This is a genomic window from Lentzea alba, assembly GCF_047445655.1.
Classification (GTDB): Bacteria; Actinomycetota; Actinomycetes; order Mycobacteriales; family Pseudonocardiaceae; genus Lentzea; species Lentzea alba_A.
Genome location: NZ_JAJAEG010000015.1, coordinates 131,707 through 155,634, shown reverse-complemented (window position 1 = coordinate 155,634; position 23,928 = coordinate 131,707). Strand labels below are relative to the sequence as shown.

Annotated in this window: 20 protein-coding genes; 11 read left to right on the top strand and 9 right to left on the bottom strand. The window is 68.7% G+C overall.

Annotated features, from left to right (window positions below; all coding sequences use genetic code 11):
• Positions 1–34: 34 nt before the first annotated feature.
• From tdh to LFM09_RS25340, 5 genes are all read left to right on the top strand, one after another.
• The gene (gene tdh / locus LFM09_RS25360; protein ID WP_414099024.1) at positions 35–1,066 is read left to right on the top strand and encodes an L-threonine 3-dehydrogenase; all 1,032 of its coding nucleotides are present in this window, start codon (positions 35–37) and stop codon (positions 1,064–1,066) included.
• The gene (locus LFM09_RS25355) at positions 1,066–2,244 is read left to right on the top strand and encodes a glycine C-acetyltransferase (protein WP_414099023.1); all 1,179 of its coding nucleotides are present in this window, start codon (positions 1,066–1,068) and stop codon (positions 2,242–2,244) included. The genes tdh and LFM09_RS25355 overlap by 1 nt, the downstream gene beginning before the upstream one ends.
• Positions 2,245–2,311: 67 nt before the next feature.
• Positions 2,312–2,785, top strand: coding sequence for an RNA polymerase sigma factor (locus LFM09_RS25350; RefSeq protein WP_414099022.1), 474 nt, complete (start codon positions 2,312–2,314; stop codon positions 2,783–2,785).
• Positions 2,770–3,810, top strand: a complete 1,041-nt coding sequence (locus tag LFM09_RS25345; RefSeq protein ID WP_414099021.1) for a hypothetical protein — start codon at positions 2,770–2,772, stop codon at positions 3,808–3,810. Before LFM09_RS25350 ends, LFM09_RS25345 begins: the two co-directional genes overlap by 16 nt.
• Positions 3,807–4,658, top strand: coding sequence for a LysR family transcriptional regulator (locus tag LFM09_RS25340; RefSeq protein ID WP_414099020.1), 852 nt, complete (start codon positions 3,807–3,809; stop codon positions 4,656–4,658). Before LFM09_RS25345 ends, LFM09_RS25340 begins: the two co-directional genes overlap by 4 nt.
• On the opposite strand, the gene ptsP is transcribed toward LFM09_RS25340, so the two are convergent.
• Positions 4,642–6,273 (bottom strand): phosphoenolpyruvate--protein phosphotransferase, encoded by a 1,632-nt coding sequence (gene ptsP / locus LFM09_RS25335; protein ID WP_414099019.1) that lies wholly within the window; start codon positions 6,271–6,273, stop codon positions 4,642–4,644. The two genes, LFM09_RS25340 and ptsP, sit on opposite strands and share 17 nt — an antisense overlap.
• A gap of 48 nt (positions 6,274–6,321) precedes the next feature.
• Positions 6,322–7,167 (bottom strand): Dyp-type peroxidase, encoded by an 846-nt coding sequence (locus LFM09_RS25330; RefSeq protein ID WP_414099018.1) that lies wholly within the window; start codon positions 7,165–7,167, stop codon positions 6,322–6,324.
• Positions 7,168–7,214: 47 nt separating this feature from the next.
• On the opposite strand from LFM09_RS25330, the gene LFM09_RS25325 reads away from it, so the two are divergent.
• Both LFM09_RS25325 and LFM09_RS25320 read left to right on the top strand, forming a co-directional pair.
• On the top strand, positions 7,215–8,426 hold the full coding sequence (locus LFM09_RS25325; protein WP_414099017.1) for a nitrous oxide reductase family maturation protein NosD: 1,212 nt from the start codon (positions 7,215–7,217) through the stop codon (positions 8,424–8,426).
• A complete protein-coding gene (locus LFM09_RS25320) occupies positions 8,423–9,100 on the top strand; it encodes a hypothetical protein (RefSeq protein ID WP_414099016.1) in 678 nt (225 codons plus the stop codon). The genes LFM09_RS25325 and LFM09_RS25320 overlap by 4 nt, the downstream gene beginning before the upstream one ends.
• Here the strand turns inward: LFM09_RS25320 and LFM09_RS25315 are convergent.
• Genes LFM09_RS25315 through LFM09_RS25295 form a run of 5 tightly spaced genes read right to left on the bottom strand, consistent with a single transcriptional unit; the run spans position 9,078 to position 14,171 of the window.
• Positions 9,078–9,956 (bottom strand): ribokinase, encoded by an 879-nt coding sequence (locus LFM09_RS25315; protein WP_414099015.1) that lies wholly within the window; start codon positions 9,954–9,956, stop codon positions 9,078–9,080. The genes LFM09_RS25320 and LFM09_RS25315 overlap by 23 nt on opposite strands.
• Positions 9,953–10,867: a substrate-binding domain-containing protein gene (locus LFM09_RS25310; protein WP_414099014.1), complete on the bottom strand. Its 915-nt coding sequence runs from the start codon at positions 10,865–10,867 to the stop codon at positions 9,953–9,955. Before LFM09_RS25310 ends, LFM09_RS25315 begins: the two co-directional genes overlap by 4 nt.
• 30 nt (positions 10,868–10,897) lie before the next feature.
• Positions 10,898–11,803, bottom strand: coding sequence for an ABC transporter permease (locus tag LFM09_RS25305; protein ID WP_414099013.1), 906 nt, complete (start codon positions 11,801–11,803; stop codon positions 10,898–10,900).
• A complete protein-coding gene (locus LFM09_RS25300; RefSeq protein WP_414099012.1) occupies positions 11,800–13,209 on the bottom strand; it encodes a sugar ABC transporter ATP-binding protein in 1,410 nt (469 codons plus the stop codon). Before LFM09_RS25300 ends, LFM09_RS25305 begins: the two co-directional genes overlap by 4 nt.
• Positions 13,206–14,171, bottom strand: a complete 966-nt coding sequence (locus LFM09_RS25295; RefSeq protein ID WP_414099117.1) for a LacI family DNA-binding transcriptional regulator — start codon at positions 14,169–14,171, stop codon at positions 13,206–13,208. The genes LFM09_RS25300 and LFM09_RS25295 overlap by 4 nt, the downstream gene beginning before the upstream one ends.
• Before the next feature lie 103 nt (positions 14,172–14,274).
• Here LFM09_RS25295 and LFM09_RS25290 point away from each other — a divergent pair, with 103 nt between their 5' ends.
• Together LFM09_RS25290 and LFM09_RS25285 are read left to right on the top strand one after the other, a co-directional pair.
• Positions 14,275–16,182 carry a DUF2339 domain-containing protein gene (locus LFM09_RS25290; protein WP_414099011.1) on the top strand — a complete coding sequence of 636 codons (1,908 nt, stop codon included), beginning with the start codon at positions 14,275–14,277 and terminating at the stop codon, positions 16,180–16,182.
• 120 nt (positions 16,183–16,302) lie between these two features.
• Positions 16,303–17,376 carry a hypothetical protein gene (locus tag LFM09_RS25285; RefSeq protein ID WP_414099010.1) on the top strand — a complete coding sequence of 358 codons (1,074 nt, stop codon included), beginning with the start codon at positions 16,303–16,305 and terminating at the stop codon, positions 17,374–17,376.
• Here the strand turns inward: LFM09_RS25285 and LFM09_RS25280 are convergent.
• Positions 17,313–19,430, bottom strand: coding sequence for an MMPL family transporter (locus tag LFM09_RS25280; protein ID WP_414099009.1), 2,118 nt, complete (start codon positions 19,428–19,430; stop codon positions 17,313–17,315). The genes LFM09_RS25285 and LFM09_RS25280 overlap by 64 nt on opposite strands.
• A gap of 113 nt (positions 19,431–19,543) precedes the next feature.
• On the opposite strand from LFM09_RS25280, the gene LFM09_RS25275 reads away from it, so the two are divergent.
• Both LFM09_RS25275 and LFM09_RS25270 read left to right on the top strand, forming a co-directional pair.
• Complete coding sequence (locus LFM09_RS25275) at positions 19,544–20,278, top strand: TetR/AcrR family transcriptional regulator (RefSeq protein WP_414099008.1); 735 nt, start codon at positions 19,544–19,546, stop codon at positions 20,276–20,278.
• Positions 20,279–20,308: 30 nt separating this feature from the next.
• Complete coding sequence (locus tag LFM09_RS25270; protein WP_414099007.1) at positions 20,309–21,058, top strand: hypothetical protein; 750 nt, start codon at positions 20,309–20,311, stop codon at positions 21,056–21,058.
• 21 nt (positions 21,059–21,079) lie between these two features.
• Here the strand turns inward: LFM09_RS25270 and leuS are convergent, their stop codons facing one another.
• Positions 21,080–23,857 carry a leucine--tRNA ligase gene (leuS, locus tag LFM09_RS25265; RefSeq protein ID WP_414099006.1) on the bottom strand — a complete coding sequence of 926 codons (2,778 nt, stop codon included), beginning with the start codon at positions 23,855–23,857 and terminating at the stop codon, positions 21,080–21,082.
• Positions 23,858–23,928 lie beyond the last annotated feature (71 nt).

Here is a 23,928-nt window from a genome sequence, read left to right as displayed (position 1 = left end):
GACTGCACAAGCAGCAAAGGGTGAGACTTCCCGCATGAAGGCTCTCGTCAAGGTCGCCGCTGGGCCTGGCCTCGAACTGACCGACGTCCCCGACCCCACTCCGGGGCCGACCGACGTGGTCGTGAAAGTGCTGCGCACCGGCATCTGCGGCACCGACCTGCACATCGACTCGTGGGACGACTGGGCTGCCGCCAACATCAAGGCGCCCCTCACGCTCGGCCACGAGTTCGTCGGTGAGGTCGTCGAGACCGGCGCCTCCGTCACCGGCGTGAAACCAGGAGACCTGGTCAGCGGTGAGGGTCACCTCGTGTGTGGGACGTGCCGCAACTGCAAGGCCGGGCGCAGGCACCTGTGCGCCAACACCAAGGGCCTGGGCGTGCACTCGAACGGAGCGTTCGCGCAGTACGTCGTGCTGCCCGAGCAGAACGCGTGGGTGCACCGGACGCCGGTCGACCTGGACGTGGCCGCGATCTTCGACCCGTTCGGCAACGCCGTGCACACCGCGTTGAGCTTCCCGGTCATCGGCGAGGACGTGATCATCACGGGCGCCGGGCCGATCGGGATCATGGCGGCTGCGGTGGCCAAGCACGCAGGGGCGCGCAACGTCGTCATCACCGACGTTTCCGAGCACCGGCTGGACCTGGCGCGCAAGGTCGGTGTCGACCTCGCGGTGAACGTCGCCGAGAAGACGATCGAGCAAGCCCAGCAAGAGCTCGGCATGGCCGAGGGCTTCGACGTCGGCATGGAGATGTCCGGGAAGCCGTCGGCACTCCAGAGCATGATCGCGAACATGGCGCACGGCGGTCGCATCGCGATGCTGGGGCTGCCCGCGGAGGAGTTCCCCGTCGACTGGAGCAGCGTCGTGCTGAAGATGCTGCACATCAAGGGGATCTACGGCCGCGAGATGTTCGAGACCTGGTACTCGATGACCGTGCTGTTGCAGCGCGGCCTCGACCTCGCGCCGGTCATCACCCACCGGTACGACTACACGCAGCACGCGGAGGCCTTCGCCACCGCGCGCGAAGGCAAGTGCGGCAAGGTCATCCTCGACTGGACGGGAGCCTGATGTACGGCGAGCTGAAGAACGATCTCCTCAAGACGATCGGGGAGATCCGGGAGGCCGGCCTCTACAAGTCCGAACGCGTGATCGGCACCCCGCAGAACGCCGCCGTGCGGGTCGGCCAGGGCGACGAGGTCCTGAACTTCTGCGCCAACAACTACCTCGGTCTCGCCGACCACCCGCGCCTGATCGAGGCCGCGAAGCAGGCCCTCGACGACTGGGGCTTCGGCATGGCGTCGGTGCGGTTCATCTGCGGCACCCAGGAGCCGCACAAGGAACTGGAGCGCAAGCTCAGCGAGTTCCTCGGCACCGAAGACACGATCCTCTACAGCTCGTGCTTCGACGCGAACGGCGGTCTGTTCGAGACGCTGCTCGGCGCCGAGGACGCGATCATCTCCGACGAGCTGAACCACGCGTCGATCATCGACGGCGTCCGGCTCAGCAAGGCGAAGCGCTTCCGGTACAAGAACCGCGACATGGACGACCTGGAGCGCCAGCTCAAGGACGCGGCCGACGCGCGCTACCGGCTGATCGCGACCGACGGCGTGTTCTCGATGGACGGCTACCTCGCGCCGCTGGACGAGATCTGCGACCTGGCCGAGCGGTACAACGCGCTGGTCATGGTCGACGACTCGCACGCCGTGGGCTTCACCGGCCCGACCGGCCGCGGCACGCCGGAGCTCTTCGGCGTGCAGGACCGCGTCGACATCGTGACCGGCACGCTCGGCAAGGCGCTGGGCGGTGCGTCCGGCGGCTACACGTCCGGTCGCAAGGAGATCGTCGAACTGCTGCGTCAGCGTTCGCGGCCGTACCTGTTCTCGAACTCGCTCGCGCCGTCGATCACCGCCGCCGCGATCGCGACGCTGGACATGCTCTCCAGTTCCTCCGAGCTGCTCGGCCAGCTGCGGGCGAACACCGAGCTGTTCCGCCGGCGCATGACGGAGGAGGGCTTCGACCTGCTGCCCGGCGAGCACCCGATCATCCCGGTGATGATCGGTGACGCGGCCGAGGCGGCCCGGTTGGCGGACCTGCTGCTGGAACAGGGCATCTACGTCATCGGCTTCTCGTACCCGGTCGTGCCGCACGGCAAGGCGCGAATCCGCACGCAGATGTCGGCCGCTCACTCGTTGGACGACGTGAACCGCGCGGTGGACGCGTTCGTCGCCGCACGAGCCAAGATGTGACCTGGATCACCCCCCGGTAAGAATCCCAACGGTCAGCGCACTACCTCGTGAAGAGGGAGGGGCGATCGTGGAGGACTTCTGCGCGGTCTACCGGGAGTGCTATCCCCGCGTGCTCGCCTATGCGGCGAGCCACGCGGGGGCGCAACGAGCGGAAGACATCACCAGCGAGACCTTCACGATCGCCTGGCGCAAGCTCGACCAGATGCCGGCCAACGCGCTGCCGTGGCTGCTGGGCATCGCCCGCAACCTGATCCGCACCGCCCACCGGCAGACCCCGCACGACGAACTGGTCGACGCCCCGGCTTTCGACGACTTCGCGGTCGTCGAACTGCGCGAGGCTCTCGCCGGGTTGTCTGCCGCCGACCAGGAAGTCCTCACGCTCATCGCGTGGCACGGGCTGACCTCGGCCGAAGCCGCGCAGGTGCTGGGCTGCTCCACCGCGACGTTCTTCGTGCGGCTGCACCGTGCCCGACGACGACTCCGGCGCGCTCTCTCGACACCGACCACCGACCGTGTGAGGGAGTCATGGGAGACCTGCTGAAGGACCTCGCCCGGACGCGTCCGTCCACTCCGGACGTCGATCCCGAGCGGATGGAACGAGACCTCGCCCGGATCGTCTCGCTGCCCCGGTCCAGCTACCGCCGTGAATGGGCGGGCGCACCGTCGTTCCGGCGCCTCCTGCCGTTGCTGGTTGCGGCCGCGGTCGTCGCGCTCGCGGTGGTTGCGGTGCCGTCACAGCCTCCCGCGCAGATGGGCAAGGGGCCGGAGAAATGGCGCGTCCTCTCTCGTGTCACCTCGCTGATGGTGGTGGGCGATCCCGCGAACCCGTACGTCGTGCGGTTCGCCTCGGAGTCGGACAAGTGGCTCGCCGCAGAGGGGCAAACCACGATCAGCCAGGTCAGCGGCACCGTCATGCCGTTCGGGCCGGCCGACGACGAGAAGTGGAAGGCTGCGGGCAGTCCGTCACGTGCGCCTCAGGTGGGCGGGAACCACGACGTTCGCATCGGGCCGATGAAGCCCGCCGTGAGGAAGACCAACTACCCCGACTTCGAGATAGCGCCGGGCGATCAGATGCGTTTCGACGAGCTCGCCAAGCTGCCGGCGACCCCGTCCGCCCTGATGGCGAAGCTGGCGGACCTCAACTCTGATCCCCGCCAGAGCGAGGTCGATCGCAGGTACCGCATGGCCTTGCTGGCGATGGGCATGATGGCCGCGAACGTCACCGTCGAACAGCGGTTCGCGGCGTACGAGGTGCTCCTGGGCCTCTTCGTGCGCAACGTCGAGAAGGTGACGCTGCCGAACACCCGCGAAGGCATCGTCGGGGTGGTGCCGTCGCCGAAGACCTTCCAGTTCAAGGATGTCGAGACACAGCTCGTGCTGGACCCCGACACCCGCATGCCGATCATGCGGCGGGACGTGATCACCACGCCGCAGCACGGCCTGGCGGCGGGCACGTCGATCTCGGAGGAGGAGTTCGTGCTCCTGGAGGCGAGCAACTCCGACCCGATGCTGCCCACAGGCGTCGTCGTGAACGGCGAAGTGGAATCCCCCATCATTGAGCGGTGATCGACCCACGACGGCTCCGCGTGCTGCGCGCACTCGCCGACCACGGCACGGTGACGGCCGCGGCCGCCGCGCTGCACCTCACGCCGTCCGCGGTGTCACAGCAGCTCGCGGCCTTGGAGTCGGAAGCCGGGCATCCGTTGCTGCTGCGGAAGGGCCGCCGGGTCTCGCTGACCCCGGCCGGTGAGCTGCTCGTCGCGCACGCCCACGTCGTCGCGGCGGAGCTGGAACGCGCACAGGCCACTTTGGACGCTCTGGCGTCCGGAACCGCGGGCCGGGTCGGGGTCGCGGCCTTCGCCTCGGCGATCACGCAGGTGGTGGCGCCGGCGCTGGCCGCGTTGCGGGAACGGTCGATCGAGCTGTCCGTGCGCGACGCGGAGGGGCACGAGAGCGTGCGGTTGTTGCTGGACGGCGAGATCGACGTGGCGATCACCGAGGAGCACCGCACGACGGACCGCTTCACCCGGTTTCCGCTCTACACCGAGCCTTTCGACGTGGTTCTGCCACCAGGGCATCCGCTCACCGGACCGGTGGACCTCGCCGCGCTGGCCGACGAGGACTGGGTCGTGACGCTGCCCGGCAACCCGTTGCGGGACGTCGTGGAGATGGCGTGTGCGCAGGCCGGGTTCACGCCGCGGATCCGGCACACGTCTGACGACTTCCGGGCGATCCAGGCGCTGGTGGCGGCTGGAGCCGGGGTGGCGTTGGCGCCGCGGAACGCCGTGCGCGGGGTGCCGGTGGCCGGAGTGGCACCGCTGCGGCGGGTCGTTGCGGCGGTGCGGCGCGGGACCGAGGACCACCCGCTGATCGGGGCGGTCCTCGACCAGCTGCGGACTAGTGCGGTGCCCTAGCCGCGAGCTTCGCCGTTGCCGGGTCCGCCGCCGCCAGCGCACCACGAGCGGCGAGCTGGCAGATGTCCATGCTGGAGGTGGCGAGCTTGGCGCCGACGTCCGCGAGAGCCGTGTGGTTCATGGACAACGACGTCACGCCCATGCCGATCAGCACGCACGCGAGCAGCGGGTCGGCCGCCGCCTCACCGCACACGCCGATGGGCTTGCCTGCCGCGGTGGCCGCCTCGCCTACCTGGGCGATCAGGCGCAGCAGCGCCGGCTGCCACGGGTCGTTCAGCGCGGCCACTCCGCCCAGCTGGCGGTCGGCGGCGAAGACGTACTGCGCGAGGTCGTTGGTGCCGATGGAGATGAAGTCGACGACCTGCAGGATCTCCCGCGCGGACAACGCCGCGGAGGGGACCTCGACCATCACGCCGGCGCGCGTGAGGCCGGCCTGGCGGGCGCGGGCGACGAACCACGAGGCTTCGGCCGCGGTGGCGACCATCGGGGCCATGACGGAGACCTCGGCACCGGAGGCAGCGGCGGCGGCGGCGATGGCTTCGAGCTGGCGGTCCAGGACGTCCGGGCGGTCGAAGGCGACGCGCAGGCCGCGGACGCCCAGGGCCGGGTTGGGCTCGGGGTCCGGGTTCAGAAACGCCAGCGGCTTGTCCGCGCCCGCGTCGAGGGTGCGCACCACAACCGGCTTGCCCTTGAACGGCGCCAGCACAGCCGTGTAAGCAGCAGTCTGCTCAGCAACACTCGGCTCCTCCGCCGCGTCGAGGAAGCAGAACTCGGTGCGGAAGAGGCCGACACCTTCGGCACCCGCGGCAGCGGCGGCTGAGGCGTCGGCGGGTGAGCCGACGTTGCCGAGGACCTTCACGCGGTGGCCGTCCTTCAGCACACCGACGCCGTTCCAGGTGGCCTTCTTGCCCGAACCCGCGGCCCGGACCTTGCCGTCCGACTCACGGACCTGGCCGGTGTCGCCGTCGACCTCAAGGGCCGGAGCGTCCAGAGCGAGCACACCGCGGCACGCGACCACGGCCGGAATGCCCAGGGAGCGCGCCAGGATCGCGGTGTGCGAGGTGGGACCGCCCTCCTCGGTGACCAGCGCGAGCACCTTCGACGGGTCGAGGCCCGCGGTGTCGGCGGGCGCCAGGTCGCGCGCTACCAGCACGGACGGCGACGCCAGATCGGGAACACCGGGTGCGGGCAGGCCCAGGAGCTCGGCGACCACGCGGTCGCGGACGTCCTGGACGTCGCGGGCGCGTTCGGCCATGTAGCCACCGGCGGCCTGCAGTGCCGTCACGAACTTCTGCGCCGCCTGGTGCACCGCGCGGGCAGCCGGGAGAGCTTCGTCCACGACGAGCTTCTCGGCCGACTTGATGAGAGAAGGGTCGCCGGCCATCGCGGCCGTCGTTTCCAGAACGGCGCGGGCCTCGCCCTCGACGGACTTGGCGCGCTCCATCAGGCGCTGCGCCACGACCTCGGTCGCCGGACGGATGCGGGACGCTTCTTCTTTTGTATCCGCAGGTCGCGGGCCCAGCGGAGGTTCCGGCAGGGCCTCCGCGACCCTGACCACGGGACCGGAAGCCCGGCCGCTGCTGACACCGACACCGCTCAGCCGCGCGCTCGACATGGTCTAGACCATACCCTTCCACCGGGAACCGAGGACAGCTCAGTGTGACTAATTCAGCGGCGGAACGCGGAAGGCAGCGGAGCTGGTGGTCGTGGCGTAACGCAGAAGTGCGTCTCCATCGACCATCCGATACATCGTGTTCACAAACGTCTTCAGCTCGCGCTGGTACGAGATGAAGAGCAGACCCTCGGCATAGTTGTAGGAGCGGCGCAGCATCAGGCCGGCCCCCGCCGTCAACGGATGCGCGCGCCGGACGTGCGCGTCAGCGGGTATCACGTACTCACCGTCCGGGGTCTTCGCCGACAGGTCGACCTCCGAACCACCGGACAGCGGCACGGCGTCGTGCTTGCGCCGCCCGAAGACGCGCTCCTGATCACCCACCGGCAACGCCGCGAACCCGGCCACGTCCAGCTTCATCCGGCGCACGACCGCGATGGTCGAGCCGTCCGGCAGCCAGACCTCCTGGTCGAACTCCAGCGGCGTCTTCGGCACGACGATGCCGTCCCGGAAACCCAACACGTTCGTGCGATCGGAATTGCAGAACCCCTGCTCACGCCACCGCAACCGGCCGTCGGGGCGCAACCGCGCAGCTGCGTCGCGAACGGCACCGACGTCGTCCCCGCAGATCTGCAGGAAGAGCCGACCACCGAGATCCTGCGGCTGGACGGCATCTCCGGGGAACTCCGGCAGCCCGTCGATCCCGTGCCCGTACGTCACCGTGACCGACGAGCTGACCTGCACCGACGGCAACGACGACGCATCCCACACGGAGATGTCGGCATGCAGCTGCTGCGGCGTGGCGACCCCGGGTTGCCGGGATTCGAAGCCACAGCCGCCCAGTAGTCCGATAGCAGCAGCGCCGTACAACAGACGGCGGCGTGAGAGTGGGCTCACAGGGGCAGTGTGACAGTAGGCCGAACGGCGCAGTACGGTGACCGGCTGTGCGCACTCCGTACACATTCGTAGCAGTGCTGCTGGTCGCCGGATGCTCATCGGCGGCGCAACCGAAACTCGGACCCGAGATCACCGTCCCGGCGCAGCTGAGCACCATTCAGGCTGCCGTCGACGCGGCGCAGGAAGGCGCGACCATCGTCGTCGCCCCCGGCGTCTACAAGGAGACGGTGCAGGTCAGGACCAAGGGCCTGACGATCAGAGGCACCCAGCGCGGCAGCGTGATCATCGACGGCGAGGTCAAGCGCGCCAACGGGATCGTGGTGACCGCGCCGGACGTCTCCGTGCAGAACCTGACCGTCCGCAACCACACGTTGAACGGCCTGCTGATCACCGGGCTCAGCGAGAACGGCGGGATGGGCCGCGGCAGCAACGGCTACACCAAGCTGGACACGCAGAAGTTCCCGCCGCTGCAGGGGTTCCGCGTCTCGTACGTGACGGCTAGCAACAACGCGCTGTACGGCATCTACGCGTTCGACGCGCAGCACGGCGTGATCGAGCAGAGCTACGCGAGCGGCAGCGCGGACTCCGGTTTCTACGTCGGCCAGTGCAAGCCGTGCGACATCGTCGTGCGCGGCAACGTCGCCGAACGCAACGCCGTCGGCTACGAGGGCACGAACGCGTCCGGGCAGATGTACGTGCTGGGCAACAGGTTCAGCGGCAACCGGGTCGGCATGACCTCGAACTCCGACTACCAGGAGGCGTTCGTGCCGCAGGAGGACGCCGTGTTCGCCGGCAACCTCGTCTCCGACAACAGCGAGGCGCTCTCACCGGCGCAGGCCGACGGCGCGTTCGGACTCGGCGTGGGCATCGCGGGCGGCACGAAGAACGTGCTGTCCCGCAACCTGATCACCGGCAACCCCGGCAGCGGCATCGCGCTCGGCTCCAGCGAGGACCTGCCGCCGCTGGACAACCGCTTCGAGGGCAACGTGATCACCCGCAACGGCCAGGACGTGCTGTACGCCGCGACAAAACGCGCTCCCGGCCGCAACAACTGCGTCGAAGGGCGTTGCTACGGGGGAGTCGGCGAGCCGCTGAAGAAGCCTGCGGCACCGCGTGGGATCCCGTTCAACCAGGTCGCCGCACCGCCCACGCAGCCGGAGATGCCGAACGACCCGTTGCCGGACAAGGCACCGAACGTCGAGAAGTACGCCGTTCCCAGCGAGGACCTGTTCCTGGACCGTGCGGCGGTGCGGTCGTGAGGAAGCCGGCGCTCGCTCTGCTCCTGGTCCTCACCGCCTGCAGCACGGCGCCGTCCCCGCGATCGTTGACGGTGCCCGAGGCAGAACGCCTGGCACTGGTGCGGTTCACGAACTACACGACCGGCGTCAGCGCGTTCACCGCTTCCGTCCCGTCAGCCGGCGGCAAGCTGGTGCTGGACGGCCGGGTCGACTTCGTGAACCACCTCGGCTACGCGGGCATGCGCACCGACGGCCGCGACGACAAGTTCTCCCAGGGCCTGGTGCAGTGGAACCTCGGCCGGATGGCGTTCGCGATGACGCCGTCGACCAAGGCCGTCGACCCGGTGCCGGTGGTCGACTGGCAGGTCCGCAACCTGCAGGAACGCGGCTCCGAACTGGACGGCGCGTTGCGGCTGCTGGTGAACCTCGGCGCGGACCGACCGGAGAACCCCCAGCTGCTGCTGCAGAGCTCGGCGCGCTGGCTGCGTTCGGAGAAGATCGGCGACACCGCGGTCGACGTGTTCGAAGGCCCGAAGCAGAAGGACGCCGCGGACGCTCGGGTGCGCTACTGGCTCGACTCCGACGGCAAGCTGCGCAGGCTGGAAGCCAAGCTGGGCAACCAGGAGGAGCTCGCCGTCTTCGACTTCACCGACTCGAAGCAGCCGGTCGAGGTCATTCCGCCGCTAGCGAGCTGACCTCGGCGGCGGTCGGGTAGGACGGCTGCGCGCCTGCCTTCGTCACGGACAGAGCGGCGACCTTCACGGCGTACTCGGCGGCGACCACAACACGGTCGCCCTCGGCCAGCCGCGCGGAGAAGGCACCGGCGAAGGCATCACCGGCACCGGTCGTGTCGACGACCTCGTCGACCTTGATCCCGGGCACCTCCGTGACCCCGGCCGGAACCACGACGGCGACACCGCGCGATCCCAGCGTGACGATCGCGGTCTTGGGGCCGAGCCGGAGCAGGTGCCGCCAGTCGGACACGAGCTCCGCGGCCTCGTGCTCGTTCACGATCAACGTGTCGAGCTGCGCGAGCGTCGAAGCAGGCAGTTCGGCCACCGGTGACAGGTTCAGCACGGTCCGCACGCCGGCCTTCGAGGCCACGTCGATCGCGTGGATCACCGTCTCCAACGGCACTTCCAGCGAGCACGTCAGCACCTGCGCGCCGTCGAACGACAGAGCGTCCACATCGGACGATGCCACATCCGCGTTGGCACCGGGCGAAACGACGATGGAGTTCTCACCGTCCGGCGTGACGGTGATGTACGCGATGCCCGTCGGCCGCGAAGAAGTCTTCACCAACGACGTGTCGACGCCGGACGACTCCAACGACTCACGCAGCAGCGAGCCGTACCCGTCGCCACCAACGGCACCAACGAGCGCAACGGAAGCACCAACGCGTGCGGCGGCAACGGCGGTGTTCGCGCCCTTGCCGCCGGGCAGCACGACGGTGTCACCGCCGAGCACGGTCTCACCGCCGGCGGGCCGCCTGCCGACCTCGACCACGAGGTCGGCGTTGGCGGACCCGAGGACAAGCAGAGTGTTCGTCACTTGAGGAACTCTGCCACGTTCTGCTTCGTGATGACCTTGACCTCGACGTCCACGACCTGCTGAACCGGCTCGCCCTTCGCGGCGTGCACCGCCTGCTCGACGGCCTTCGAGCCGAGGAGCTTCGGCTGCTGCGCGATGGTCGCGACCATGGTGCCGTCCTGGATCGCCTTCAGACCGTCCGGCGTGCCGTCGAAGCCGACGACCATGACGTCCTTGCCGGCACGGGCGCCGAGGGCCTTGATCGCACCGAGCGCCATCTCGTCGTTCTCGGCGAAGATGCCCTTGAGGCCGGGGTGGCCCTGCAGCAGGTTCGTGGTCTCGTTGAGGCCCTTGGCGCGGTCGAAGTCCGCGACGGCCGAGGCGACGACCTTGATGTTGCCGCTGTTCAGGCCCTGCTCGAAGCCCTGGCCGCGGTCACGCGACGCCGACGCGCCGGAGATGCCCTTGAGGTGCGCGACCTCGCCGGACGTGGCGCGACCGAGCTCGATGGCCGCGAGGCTGCCGCCCGACACGTTGTTCGACGCGACCTCGGCGGCGACCTTGCCCTCGACGGCGCGGTCGACCGAGATCAGCGGGATGCTCGCCAGCTCGGCGGCCTTGGCGGCGGGTGCGGACTGCTTGGAGTCGACCGGGTTCAGGATGATCGCCTTGACGCCCTGGGTCACCAGCGTCTGCACCTGGTTGACCTGGTTCGTCGCGTCGTTCTGCGCGTCGACCACGGTCAGCTTGGCGCCGAGCTGGTCCGCCATCGCCTGCGCACCCTGCTGCAGCTCCACGAAGAACGGGTTGTTCAAAGTGGACACAGCGAGGCCGATGGTGATCTGGCCTCCGGACGCCCCTGTACCGCTGCACCCGGTCGCCAGCAGAGCTGCGGCACCGAGAGTCAGCGCGATCCGTCGGGTCACCTTCATTGGTGTCTTCCTTACCTGTTGCGGGTTTTCTCAGCGACGGCGAAGTGAGTCGAGCAACGCGGCAAGAGCGATCACCGCGCCGATGACGACCTGCTGCCAGAACGGCGGCACTTGCAGCAGGTTGAGGCCGTTGCGCAGGACGGCGAGCACAAGTGCGCCGACCAACGTCCCGGTGGCGCGGCCAACGCCACCGGACAACGACGCACCGCCGATGACGACCGCGGCGATGGCGTCGAGCTCGTAGCCGACCGCTGCCTGCGGACCGGCGGACCCGAGCCGTCCCGCGAGCACGAGGCCCGCGGCGGCGGCGAAGAGGCCGGAGAGCGCGTAGATCCAGAGCTTCTGCTTCCGGACGTCGATGCCGCTGAGCTTCGCGGCTTCCTCGTTGCCGCCGATCGCGTACATGCGACGGCCGAGGTTGGTGCGCGTGAGGATCAGGCCGGTGACACCGAAGAACGCCAGCATGAGCAGCAGCGGCAACGGGACCATCGGCGCGAGGTTCGAGCCGAGGAACGTGACCAGCGCGTCCGTCTCGTGCGGCTGACCTTCGGAGAACACCAGCGTCAGACCGCGGGCAACGCTGAGCATGGCGAGTGTCGCGATGAACGGCGGCAGCTTGCCGTAGCTGATCAGCGCACCGTTGACGAGCCCGCACAACGCGCCGACGACCAGCCCGATCGGGCCCGCGGTCAACGCGCCGACCATCGCGGCCAGCGCCGCGATGCTGCCCACCGACAGGTCGATGCCACCGGCGACGACCACGAACGTCATGCCGAACGCCATGATCGCGATGACCGCGGCCTGCACGCCGACGTTGACCAGGTTCTGCGCGGAGAGGAACGCCGGCTGCATGATCGCGATGACCAGGGCGAGCAGGAGAAGCCCTGCCAGAGCTCCGTTTTCGCTGGCGTACTTGCGGATGCTGATCGTGGTCATGCCGAAATCTCCTGCACGGCGAGTGCCATCACCTGGTCTTGGGTTGCGCCCCTGGGCAGCTCACCGGCCACCCGGCCGTGCGCCATCACGACGACGCGGTCGCTCATCCCGATCACCTCGGGCAGGTCGCTGGACACGAGCAACACGGCTCGGCCGGCGGCGGTCATGCGGTTGATGAGCTCGTAGATCTCGACCTTCGCGCCGACGTCGACACCGCGCGTGGGCTCGTCGAGGATCAGCACCTTCGGGTCGGCCAGCAGCCACTTGCCGATGACGACCTTCTGCTGGTTGCCGCCGGAGAGCTCCTTGACCGGCTGCTCGACCCGGCCCTTGATCCGGAGCTTGCCCGCGATGTCGTGCAGGCGCTTCTCGTCGCGGTTCTCCAGCGTCACGAGCTCGAGGTTCTGGCCGACCGTTGCGGTGAGGACCAGGCCCTGGCCCTTGCGGTCCTCCGGCACGAGCCCGAGCCCGGCCTTGATCGCGGCCTGGACGTTGTTGCGGGGCACCGGCTTCCCGGCGACCTCGACCGTGCCGTAGTCGTAGTCGTCCACGCCGAACGCCGCCCGCGCGACCTCGGTGCGACCGGCGCCGACCAGGCCCGCGATGCCGACGACCTCGCCCGCGTGGACCTCGATGTTGACGTCGCGGAACACGCCGCGCTTGGTGAGGTTCGAGATGCTCAGCAACGGCTGGCCAGGGCGTTGGTCAGCACGCGGGTACTGCTCGTCGATCGGGCGGCCGACCATGAGCTCGATCATGTGCTGAGTCGATGCCCCAGGCCCGAGGACGCCCACGCTGCGGCCGTCGCGCAGGACCGTGATGCGGTCGGCGATGCGCTGGATCTCGTCGAGGTGGTGGGTGATGAAGACGAGCCCGACGCCGTTGTGCCGCAGCTGAGCCATGATCTGCAGTAGCCGGTCGGTCTCGGTGTCGGTCAGGACCGCGGTCGGCTCGTCGAGGATCAGCACACCGGCGTTCTTGTCCAACGCGCGGGCGATCTCGATCATCTGCTGCTGAGCGATGCCGAGGTCTTTTACCTTGGCGTTCGGGTCGACGTTCAACCCGACCCGTTCGAGCAGCAGTGGTGCTTTCCGGCGCATCTCGGCGCGGTCGACGAAGCCGTACTTGCGCGGCAGCCGGTTGAGGAACAGGTTCTCCGCGACGCTCAGCTCGGGGACGAGCGCGAGCTCCTGGTGGATCACGGCGAGGCTGGCGTGGCCCTCGATCGTGCCCGCGTCGTGGCTGTGGATGCCCGCGAGCACCTTGACCAGCGTGGACTTGCCCGCACCGTTCTCGCCGAGCAGGACGTGGACCTCACCGGCGTTGATGTCGAGGTCGACACCGTCCAACGCTTTCGTGGCGCCGAACTGCTTGGTGATCCCGCGGGCGGTGATCAGGGTGGTCACAGCTCGGCCTCCCCGAGCGAGCCGCGCAGCACGAGCTTCGCGGTGAGGCGGACGTCGTCGGGCTGCCGGCCGTCGATCAGCGCCAGCAGGCTGCGGGCGGCCGCGCGGCCCATCTCCACGGTCGGCTGGGCGATGACCGTGATCGGCGGGTCGAGCAGCGGGAACCACGGCTGGTCGTCGAACACCGCGAACGCGACGTCGTGCGGGATCTGCAGGCCGCGGGCCCTGATCTCGCCCAGCGCGCCGAGGCCCATCAGGTTGTCCATCGCGACCAGCGCCGTGACGCCGTCGTCGAGCAGCTTGGCGGCGGCCTGGCTGCCGCTCTCCTGCCGGAAGTCGCCGTGCACGACCCGCGCCACGCCACCGAGCGCGCCGGTCAGGACGTCCGTTCGCTCTCTTCCAGTGGAGGTGTTCGGCGGGCCCGCGATGACTCCGATGAGGGAGTGGCCGGCGCCGACGAGCCGCCGGGCGAGCGCGGTCAATGCCTCGCTGCCGTCGGCACGGACGACGGGGCATGTTGCGCCCCTGACCGTCCGGTCGAGCAGGACGAGCGGAACGCCGCCTGCGCTCACTTCGCGAACCAAGCTCGGGTCATCGGTCGCAGGGCACAGCAGGAGGCCGTCCACCCGGCGGTCGAGCAGGGTGCGCACGTACGTCGCCTCCTGCTCGGCGCTCTCGTCGGCGTTCCCGATCACGACGCAGTAGCCGTGTGACCGGGCTTCGTCCTCGACCGCTCGGGCGATCTCGGCGAAGAACGGGTTCAGCAGATCGCTGATGACCAGACCGAGGGTCTGGGTGCTGGTGGTCCTGAGGGATCGCGCCAGGGCGTTGGGCCGGTAGCCGAGCTCCTCGATCGCGGCGAGCACCCGCTCGCGGGTCTCGGGAGTCGGCGCGGCATGGCCGTTGAGCACGCGCGACACGGTGGCCGTGGAGACGCCGGCGTGCTGCGCGACGTCCTTCATGGTCGTCACGAGGGCGTAGTTAATCGATTACACACCTATGTAGTCAAGCCGGATGAGTAGGTGTACGGATGTCACTCGGCGTGGTCTGCCTCACCCTGATCACATGGACGGACAGGATCGCCTCGGGTACGAGCAGCGCCTCGCGCTGGAGCTCGCAGCCATCGGGCAGCGGCTGGTGACGATCAGCTCGGAGATGCGGTCCGCGTCGGCCGCGACCGCGGTGGCCGAGGTCGTGGCGCCGCCGCCGACTCCCGCGGCACCGGTGTCCGTGCCGCTGCCACCGGCCACGGCCTTCCCGACGCCGCCTGCGGGGGTGCCGCAGCAGCCGAACCCGTGGTCGCAGCACGCCCAGCAACCGCCGCCCGTGCAGCAGCCGTGGCCGCAGCAGCCGCCTCAGCAGGTGCCGTGGCCTGCACCCCAGCCGCGGGAGACGCTGTTCGAGAAGCTCGGCAAGGACGGCGCCGGCTCGAAGCTGCTGGCCTGGGTCGGTGGCGCGATCACCGTTCTCGGCTTCGTGCTGCTGCTGATCCTCGCCATCCAGCGCGGCTGGCTCGGCCCGATGCCGCGCGTGATCGGCGGCGCGGTGTTCAGCGGCGCGCTGGTCGGCATCGGCATGTGGCTGCACCGCAACCCGGCCGGGCGCACCGGGGCGTTCGCGCTCGCGGCCACCGGTTTCGCGGGCCTCTACCTCGACGTCATCGCCGCCACCAGCCTGTACGAGTACCTGCCTCCTGGCGTGGGTCTCGTGGTCGGCCTGGGCGTCGCCGCCGCTGGTGTCGTGCTCGCCCTGCGGTGGGACTCGCAAACGCTCGCGGTCGGCGTTGTCGCAGCGTGTGCCATCTGCTCGCCGATCTTGACCGAAGGCTTCACGGTCCTGCTGGTCGGTTTCCTGCTGGTGCTGAAGATGGCCAGCACACCGGTCCAGATCCAGCGCAGCTGGCCGGGTCTCGCGATCGCCGGCGGCTTCCCGCCGATCATCGCCTCGCTGCTCACCACCGCGAGCGCCATCCCCAACGACTTCGAGTGGACCGTGGTCGGCGTCGCCGGAGCCACGACCGTCGTCGGCATCGCCGTGGCGCTGCTGACGATCCGCAAGCGGCCGGAGGACATCGTCGCGATCGCGCTGGTCGCGGGTTCCGCGCTGCCGTCGCTGTTCGCGACCACGCTCCTGGACGACCCGGCCAACTCGGTGCTCGCCGGCGCGGTCGCCGCGGTGCTGCTGGCGATCTGGATGGTCCCGGACCTGCCCCGCGCGTTCACGACGGCGGCCGGTGCGACGGGCATGCTCGCGTTGTTCCAGACGACGGTGATCGCGCTCGACGGCAACGTCCGGACGGCGATCGTGCTGGCCGAGGCGGTGCTGCTGGCGTTCCTCGCGGCCCGGCTCGGCAAGAAGAGCGCCCTGGCCGGGTCGATCGCGTTCGGCGCGATCGGGTTCCTGATGACGATCGGGCAGGCCGTGCCGATCACGTGGCTGCTCGACGAACCGCGCTTCCTCACCGTCGACCCCGGCGACTACGCGGCGGGCCTCGTGACGGCGCTCGTGCTGGGCATCTTCGCGGCGACGCTGCCGTGGGCCGCGCTGAAGATGCAGGTGCTGCGCGAACCGGCCAGGCACCCGTTCCCGTGGATCGTCGCCGGCCTCGTGCTGCTCTACGGCGCGGCGGGTGCGGTGCTGTGCGCGGCACTGCTGGTGTCGCCGGACGAGACCGGATTCCTCTTCGGACACTCCGTGGTCACCGTGTCGTGGACGATCGCCGCGTTGTTCTTGCTGGTCAAGGGAATCAACAACAAGGCGCTGCGGATCTCCGGGCTCATCCTGGTCGGTGCCGCGGTGGTCAAGCTGGTGACGTTCGACCTCGCCGCGCTCGACGGTGTGGCCCGCGTGCTGGCGTTCCTCGGCGCCGGTCTGGTGCTCCTGACCGCAGGCGCCCGCTACGCCAAATTGGTGGCAACGGCGAAGAACTCGGATTCATATGAATCCAAACCAGCTGCTCCTCCGTCCTACTAGTGGGACGACCGTGCCCGCACCGCCGTCGCGGGCACGGTCGTACTACAACCGGGCAAAGATTTCCCTCTGACGGGTGACGGAAGTAGATCGAAAGCACCCGGAAGTGGTCCCATCGGGCGTATGGCAAAGCCACGCCTCGTGGCCGCGGTTCTAGCCCTTTCAGCGGCCATCGCGGCGATGGGTGTCCAGCAACACCACAACGTCACGATGACCTCCTCAACGGCAGCTCCGCGTGCGTATGTGGTCGGCAAGACAGGACTTCTGCAGGTCGTCGACACGATGACCGGCACCGTGCTGACCAACGCCGACACGGCAGGTCGCGCGACGGGTGTCGCCGTGTCACCGGACGCGCGGCGGGTCTACGTCGTCAACGGCTGGACCGGCGTGATCACCGCGGTCGACGCGAACACCGGCGCGGTCCTGGACAAGCTCTACACCCAGGTCCAGCTCTCGCAGGCGGCGATGCGCCCGGACGGCAAGCGCCTCTACGTCTCGGCCGGAGGCAGCGTCGCGGTGGTGGACCCGGAGACGTTCCGGCTGGTCGCCGCGGTCAAGGTGCCCGGCCAGCCGCAGGGTCTCGCCGTCCACCCGAACAACCAGGTCCTCTACGTGGCGAACTCCCAGGACGGCACGGTCGGCCTGGTCGACACCGCGACGGCGTTCCAGTCGTCGACGGTGCAGGTCGGCGGGATGCCGCAGCACCTGGCGATCTCGCCGGACGGCAAGCGCCTCTACGTGAGCAGCATGCGGCTGGGAGAGAAGACTCCGGGCACGCTCTCGGTGATCGACACGACCACGAACCAGGTCGTCGGCACGGTGAGCGTCGGCAGGGGAGCGGGCAGCGTGGCCGTCACGCCGGACGGTGCCACGGTGTACCTGGCGCTGCCGAAGGAGAGCTCGGTCGCGGTCATCGACGCGGCGACCATGACGTTGCGCGAACGCCTGCCCATCAACGCACCGGGCGTCGCCATCGCGCCGGGAGACCCGAGGGTGTTCCTCGCGACCGGCACGACGACGACGGTGCTGGACAGTTCGAACGCGGTGCTCGCGACCTACCGGATGAAGGCGAGCGAGCTGGAGGAGAAAAGGCCGCGCCAGTTCGACGCGGCCATGATCGCCTTCCCGCCGGGTCAGCCGACCGCGACCGGCTCCCGGACCTCGTCGGGGTCGAGGTCGTCCACCGGCTCGTCGTGAAGCGCGAGGCGCTCCTGGATCCGCTTGAGCGGGCCGGGCGCCCACCACGCGGCGTTGCCGAGCAGCTTCAGCACGGCCGGCACGAGCAGCATCCGGACGACCGTGGCGTCGAGCGCCAGCGCCAGGATCATGCCGACACCGACGAACCGCATCATCGCGACCTGCGAGAACGCGAACGCACCGGTCACAACGATCAGCAGCAACGCCGCTGAGGTGATCACCCGGCCAGTCTTGGCCAGGCCGGTGGTCACGGCCTCCTCGGTCGTCGCTCCCTGGCCGCGGGCCTCGACCATGCGGGAGAGCAGGAAGACCTCGTAGTCCGTCGACAGCCCGAACACGATCGCCGCCATCAGCACGACGATGCCGGACTCCAGCGGGCCGGGCGTGACGCCGAGCAGGCCGGCGCCGTGGCCCTCCTGGAAGATCCACACGAGCACGCCGAACGTCGCGGACAACGACAGCGCGCTCATGATCACCGCCTTGATCGGCAGCACGACCGAGCCGAACGCCAGGAACATCAGGATCAGCGTCGCCCCGACGAGCAGCACGATCATCAACGGCAGCCCCTCCGCGATGGCGTCGAGCGAGTCGCTGACCATGGCGGTGTTGCCGCCGACGAGCACTTCTGCGCCTTCGGGCTGGGTGAGCGCGCGGACGTCCTTCAACGCCTGCTTCGACTCGTCGCTCAGCGCGTCGTGCTCCAGCCCGGCGGCCGCGGCCGTGACACCCTTGTCCGCACCCATCGGCTGGACCTCGGTGACGCCTGCGATGTCCTTGACCTTGCCCAGGTACTCCTGGACCGCGGCCTGGTCACCGCCCTTGATGACGATCTTGAAGCCGGTGTTGGACAGCGCCGAGAAGTTCTGGTTGATGTTCTCGGTGGCCACGCGCGCGGCGTTGCCCTCGGGCAGCACCTTCTCGGTGACCTGGCCGAACTGCACGCCGAGGAACGGCGAGCCGAGTGCGACCAGCACACCGATGATCGGCAGGGCGATCAGCACGGGCCGCTTCATGACCGCGCCGCTGAGCTTGCGCCAGCCGCGTTCGCTGGGCTCCTTCTTGCGCCACGGCATGGCGAGCTTGTCCACCCGGTGGCCGAGGACACCGAGCAATGCGGGCAGCAGCGTGACGGAGACCAGCGCCGCGATCGCGACCGCGGACACACCGCCGTACGCGAGGGACTTCAGGAAGCCGTGCGGGAAGATCATCAACCCGGCCAGCGCGATGACCAGCAGCGTCGCGCTGAACACCACGGTCCGGCCGGCGGACGCGACCGTGCGGCCGACAGCCTGTTCGGTCGTGCGGCCTTGCGCGAGCTCCTCGCGGAACCGGCCGACCATGAACAGCCCGTAGTCGATCGCCATGCCCAGTCCGAGCAGTGACGCGACGTTGACCGCGAACGAGTTGACCTCGGTGTAGATCGCGATGCCGTGCAGCACGCCGAGCGCACCCATGATCGCGAGCCCACCGACGACGACCGGAAGGCTCGCGGCCACGAGACCGCCGAAGATGATCACGAGCAGCAGCAGGACCAGCGGCAGCGAGAACATCTCCGCGCGCGTCAGGTCCTCCTGCGACATGTCGTTGATGGCCTTCTGGGTGGGCACGAGCCCACCGACCTGCTGGCTGAAGCCGTCGACCGCGAGCTGCTTCTGGACGTCCTCGAACTGCTTGATCTGCTCGTTCGAGTCACCGCTGCTCAACGTGATGGCGACCAGCGCCTGCTGCTTGTCGTCCGACGGCACCGGCCCAACGGTCTTGAGGACGTCGTCCTTCGGGAAGCCGCTGATGTGATCGGCGATCTTCTTCAGTTCGAGCGGGTTGGCGAAATCGCCGCGGTAAATGACGATCACATCACCGTTCTGCCGCCCGAACGCCTCCTCGGCTACCTTGTCGGCCCGCGCCGCCTCGCTGGAAGGAGCCTCGTAACCACCCTGGCTGAGCTTGTCGAACACGCCCAGTCCCCACACGCCGCCGAGCACGGCGAGCAGTACGGTCGCGATCAACACCACCCACCGGCGGCGATATGCGATTGATCCCCACTTCGCGAACATCGACGACGGCCTCCTGGGTTACCGTTCTGTAAATCCCGTGAACTCTTGTAAACACCGTTCACTGAAAACCGTACGGGTCCGTGGACGGGGTCTACAACCCGATGGAGTGACATATGACCGAGGCCACTCGCCGAGAACGACTCCGCGCGGAGACCGAGCGTGAGATTCGGCAGGCGGCCCGCGCCCTTTTGGTGGAACGCGGCCGCGACGCAGTGACCCTGCGTGCGATCGCACGCGAGCTGGGCATCACCGCACCCGCCTTGTACCGCTACTACGACTCCCACGACGCGCTATTGCGACAGCTCTGCGACGACATCTGCGCGGACATGGCGAACGTCCTGTACGCAGACCTCGCAGCGGACACGTCAGGCCAGGTCGGATGCCAGGTGAGGGCGGTGTGCCGCAGCTTCCGCCGCTGGGCACTGGCCCACCCGCAGGAGTTCGCGCTGGTGTTCGCCTCGCCGCGGGACCCGCTGGGCGCCGACCAGTTCGGGTCGGTGTTCCTGCAGCTGGCCGGCCGGCTGATCGCGTCGAACCTCGTGGCCAAGCACGCGGACGACGTCGTGCCCGAGGTGCTGCACGAGGACCTGGCCAGGTTCCAACAGGTGCTGATGGACGCGGTGTCGGTGCACGGCGTCACGGTCGAGGATGACGTCCTCAACCTGGGGAAGATCTACCACGTGGTGCAGTCGTGGGTGCGGCTGTACGGGCATGTGGCGCTGGAGGTGTTCGGGCGGTTCCCGTTCGCGGTGAGCAACCCGGAGCCGATGTTCGACAGCATGCTCGACCAGATGCTGTCCGACATCGGCTTCCAGGAAGGCGACTCAACCGAGACGCGCGCGCTGTAGCGCTGATCGGGTGTTCGGCGACATAGGACCATGGTCGACGCCACGAACTCGGCAGAGTCTCCTGATCTCCCTGACGTCCTCGAAGAACCTGTCCCGTCGTCGAGCGGACGCGGCCAGGCGATCCTCGACCTGCTGGACAAGGCCATCGGCGTGCAGACATCGCTGGTGCGCAAGAACATCGCACGGGCCCGCCAGCGCAAGCCGGACGCGACACCAGCCGAGGTCGTCAGCACCCTGGAGAAGATGTACGTCAGCGCCCTGGCGGGTACGGGGGCAGCAGTCGGAGGCGCCGCGGCCGCGCCCGGTGTCGGCACTGGTGTCGCGCTGGCGTTGTCGGCGGGCGAGGCGTTGTCCTCGCTCGAACTGAGCACTCTGTTCGTGCTCTCGGTCGCCGAGGTCCACAGGGTCCCGCTCGACGAGATCGAACGCCGCCGCACCCTGGTCCTGGGGATCCTGCTCGGCGAGTCCGGCTCCAAGACCATCGGCAAGGTCGCCGAGCGCACCGGACAGCATTGGGCCCGCCAGCTCGTCAGCAAAGTGCCCACGGCAACGCTGCGTCAGATCAACAGCGTCCTGGGCAGGAACTTCGTCACCAAGTACGGAACCAAGCAGGGGATCATCGTGCTCGGCCGGGCTGTCCCGTTCGGCATCGGCGCGGTGATCGGCGGTGGCGCCAACGCCGCTGTCGCCACCCTGGCCGTCCGGGCTGCCCGGCGCGCGTTCGGCCCGGCACCGCAGTCATGGCCCGAGGCAGAGATGGAAGAGCTGGCGCGGCCCTAGCCACGCCAGCTCGTCTCGTTGCTACAGAACGACGTTCACCAAACGGCCGGGGACCACGATCACCTTGCGCGGTTCGCCACCCGCGACCAGTTCGGCGATCTTCTCCTCGGCCAGGGCCGCGGCCTTGATCTCGTCCTGCGAGGCGGAGGCCGAGACCACGACCCGCGAGCGGACCTTGCCGTTGACCTGGATCGGGTACTCGACGGTGTCCTCGACCAGGTACTGCTCGTCAGCGACCGGGAACGGCCCGTGTGCCAGCGAGTCGGTACCACCCAGCTTCGCCCACAGTTCCTCGGCCACGTGCGGGGCCTGCGGGGCCAGCATCAGCACCAGCGGCTCGGCCAGCGCGCGGGGGGTGCCGCCGGAGTAGTGCTTGGTGACGTAGTTGTTCAGCTCGATCAGCTTCGCGCCTGCCGTGTTGTAGCGCAGGTTCGCGTAGTCGTCGTGCACGCCGGCGATCGTCTTGTGCAGCAGCCGCAGCGCTTCGACGGACGGCTCTTCGTCAGTGACGCGCAGAGAGCCGTCGGTCTCGTCGACCAGGTTGCGCCACAGACGCTGCAGGAACCGTTGCGCGCCAACGACGTCCTTGGTCGCCCACGGACGTGACACGTCCATCGGGCCCATGGACATCTCGTAGAACCGGAACGTGTCGGCGCCGTACTTCTCGCACATCTCGTCCGGCGTGACGACGTTGTTCAGGCTCTTGCCCATCTTTCCGTACTCGCGGTTGACCTCTGCGCCGTTGTGAAAGAACTTGCCGTTCTCCTCCACGACCTCGGCCGCGGGCACGTAGACGCCGCGCGTGTCGGTGTACGCGTACGCCTGGATGTAGCCCTGGTTGAACAGGCGGCGGTACGGCTCGTCGCTGGACACCTCGCCCAGGTCGAACAGCACCTTCTGCCAGAAGCGCGAGTACAGCAGGTGCAGAACTGCATGCTCGACGCCGCCGATGTACAGGTCGACGCCGCCGGGGTCGTTCGGGCCGTGCTCGTCCGTGCGCGGGCCCAGCCAGTACTTCTCGTTCTCCGGGTTGACGAACCGCTCGGTCTCGTCCGGGTCGACGTAGCGCAGCTGGTACCAGCAGGAACCCGCCCAGTTCGGCATGGTGTTCGTGTCGCGGCGGTAGGTCTTGACCCCGTCGCCCAGGTCCAGCTCGACCGTCGTCCACTCCGTAGCGCGCGACAGCGGCGGCGACGGCTCGGTGTCCGCGTCCTCCGGCTCGAAGGTGCGCGGCGAGTAGTCGTCCACCTCGGGCAGCTCGATCGGCAGCATCGACTCGGGCAGCGCGATCGCGGTGCCGTGCTCGTCGTAGACGATCGGGAACGGCTCGCCCCAGTAGCGCTGGCGGCTGAACAGCCAGTCGCGCAGCTTGAACTGGACGGTGCCGTTGCCGGAGCCGTTCTCCTCCAGCCAGTTGATGATCGTCTTCTTGGCCTCGGCGATGTCCATGCCGTCCAGGAACCCGCTGTTGATCGCGGGACCCTCGCCGGTGAACGCCTCGCCCTCGAAGTCCGCGGTCGGCTGGACCGTGCGGATGATCGGCAGGTCGAACTTCTTCGCGAAGTCCCAGTCGCGCTGGTCCTGGCCGGGCACGGCCATGATCGCGCCCGTGCCGTAGCCCATCAGCACGTAGTCCGCGATGTAGACGGGGATCTTGGTGCCGTTCGCCGGGTTCGTCGCATACGCCCCGATGAAGACGCCGGTCTTCTCCTTGTTCTCCTGACGGTCCAGTTCGGACTTCAGGGACGCGGCGCGCCGGTACGCGGCGATGTCTGCCACGCGATCGGGCGTCGCAATCTGGTCCACCAGCTCGTGTTCCGGTGCCAGGACCATGTAGGTCGCGCCGAACAGCGTGTCCGGACGGGTCGTGAAGACCTCAATGTTCTCGTCTCCCACCGCGAATCGGACTCGGGCACCATGCGAGCGCCCGATCCAGTTGCGCTGCATGGCCTTCACCTTTTCCGTCCAATCCAGACGGTCCAGGTCGTCGATCAGCCGGTCCGAGTACGCGGTGATGCGCATCATCCACTGGCGCAGGTTCTTCCTGAACACCGGGAAGTTTCCGCGCTCACTGCGTCCGTCGGCGGTGACCTCTTCGTTCGCCAGCACAGTACCCAGTCCGGGACACCAGTTGACGGGCGCCTCCGACAAGTAGGCCAGGCGGAAATCGCCCAAGATCCTTTGCTGGTCGGCAAAAGACAGGTCAGACCACTGTTGACCTTCCGGCGTCGCCCGCTCGCCGGACTCGAACTGCGCGATCAACTCGGCGATGGGCCGAGCCTTGCCCGCGTCGGCGTCGTACCAGGAGTTGAAGATCTTCAGGAAGATCCACTGGGTCCACTTGTAGTAACCCGGGTCGATCGTCGAGATGCGACGGCGCTCGTCGTGGCCCAGCCCCAGCCTGCGGATCTGGCGCAGGTAGGTGTTGATGTTCTCTTCCGTGGTCTTGCGCGGGTGCTGACCGGTCTTGACCGCGTACTGCTCCGCGGGCAGGCCGAACGCGTCGAAGCCCATGGTGTGCAGCACGTTGCGGCCGTTCATGCGGTGGTAGCGCGCGAAGACGTCCGTGCCGATGAAGCCCAGCGGGTGCCCGACGTGCAGGCCGGCGCCGCTCGGGTACGGGAACATGTCCTGCACGAACAGCTTGTCGCTCGGGACGTCACCCTTGAGCGCACCGACGGGGTTCGGCGCGTGGTAGGTGCCGTTGTTCTCCCAGTACTGCTGCCACCGCTCTTCGATCTGGTTCGCCAGCTCGGCGGTGTAGCGGTAGGCGGGGATCTCCGCCGCGTCCGTGCTCATGTTGATGAGTCCCTCTCCATCGATCCTGCCCCTGACATGACGAAACCCCCAGCCCAGAGAGGGCATGGGGG

Coding starts and splice junctions, on each gene's coding strand:
- LFM09_RS25290 (WP_414099011.1), top strand. CDS start 14,275: ATGGACGGACAGGATCGCCTCGGGTACGAGCAGCGCCTCGCGCTGGAG.
- LFM09_RS25295 (WP_414099117.1), bottom strand. CDS start 14,171: ATGAAGGACGTCGCGCAGCACGCCGGCGTCTCCACGGCCACCGTGTCG.
- ptsP (WP_414099019.1), bottom strand. CDS start 6,273: ATGTCGAGCGCGCGGCTGAGCGGTGTCGGTGTCAGCAGCGGCCGGGCT.
- LFM09_RS25285 (WP_414099010.1), top strand. CDS start 16,303: ATGGCAAAGCCACGCCTCGTGGCCGCGGTTCTAGCCCTTTCAGCGGCC.
- LFM09_RS25270 (WP_414099007.1), top strand. CDS start 20,309: ATGGTCGACGCCACGAACTCGGCAGAGTCTCCTGATCTCCCTGACGTC.
- LFM09_RS25345 (WP_414099021.1), top strand. CDS start 2,770: ATGGGAGACCTGCTGAAGGACCTCGCCCGGACGCGTCCGTCCACTCCG.
- LFM09_RS25305 (WP_414099013.1), bottom strand. CDS start 11,803: ATGACCACGATCAGCATCCGCAAGTACGCCAGCGAAAACGGAGCTCTG.
- leuS (WP_414099006.1), bottom strand. CDS start 23,857: ATGAGCACGGACGCGGCGGAGATCCCCGCCTACCGCTACACCGCCGAG.
- LFM09_RS25355 (WP_414099023.1), top strand. CDS start 1,066: ATGTACGGCGAGCTGAAGAACGATCTCCTCAAGACGATCGGGGAGATC.
- LFM09_RS25275 (WP_414099008.1), top strand. CDS start 19,544: ATGACCGAGGCCACTCGCCGAGAACGACTCCGCGCGGAGACCGAGCGT.
- LFM09_RS25280 (WP_414099009.1), bottom strand. CDS start 19,430: ATGTTCGCGAAGTGGGGATCAATCGCATATCGCCGCCGGTGGGTGGTG.
- LFM09_RS25310 (WP_414099014.1), bottom strand. CDS start 10,867: ATGAAGGTGACCCGACGGATCGCGCTGACTCTCGGTGCCGCAGCTCTG.
- tdh (WP_414099024.1), top strand. CDS start 35: ATGAAGGCTCTCGTCAAGGTCGCCGCTGGGCCTGGCCTCGAACTGACC.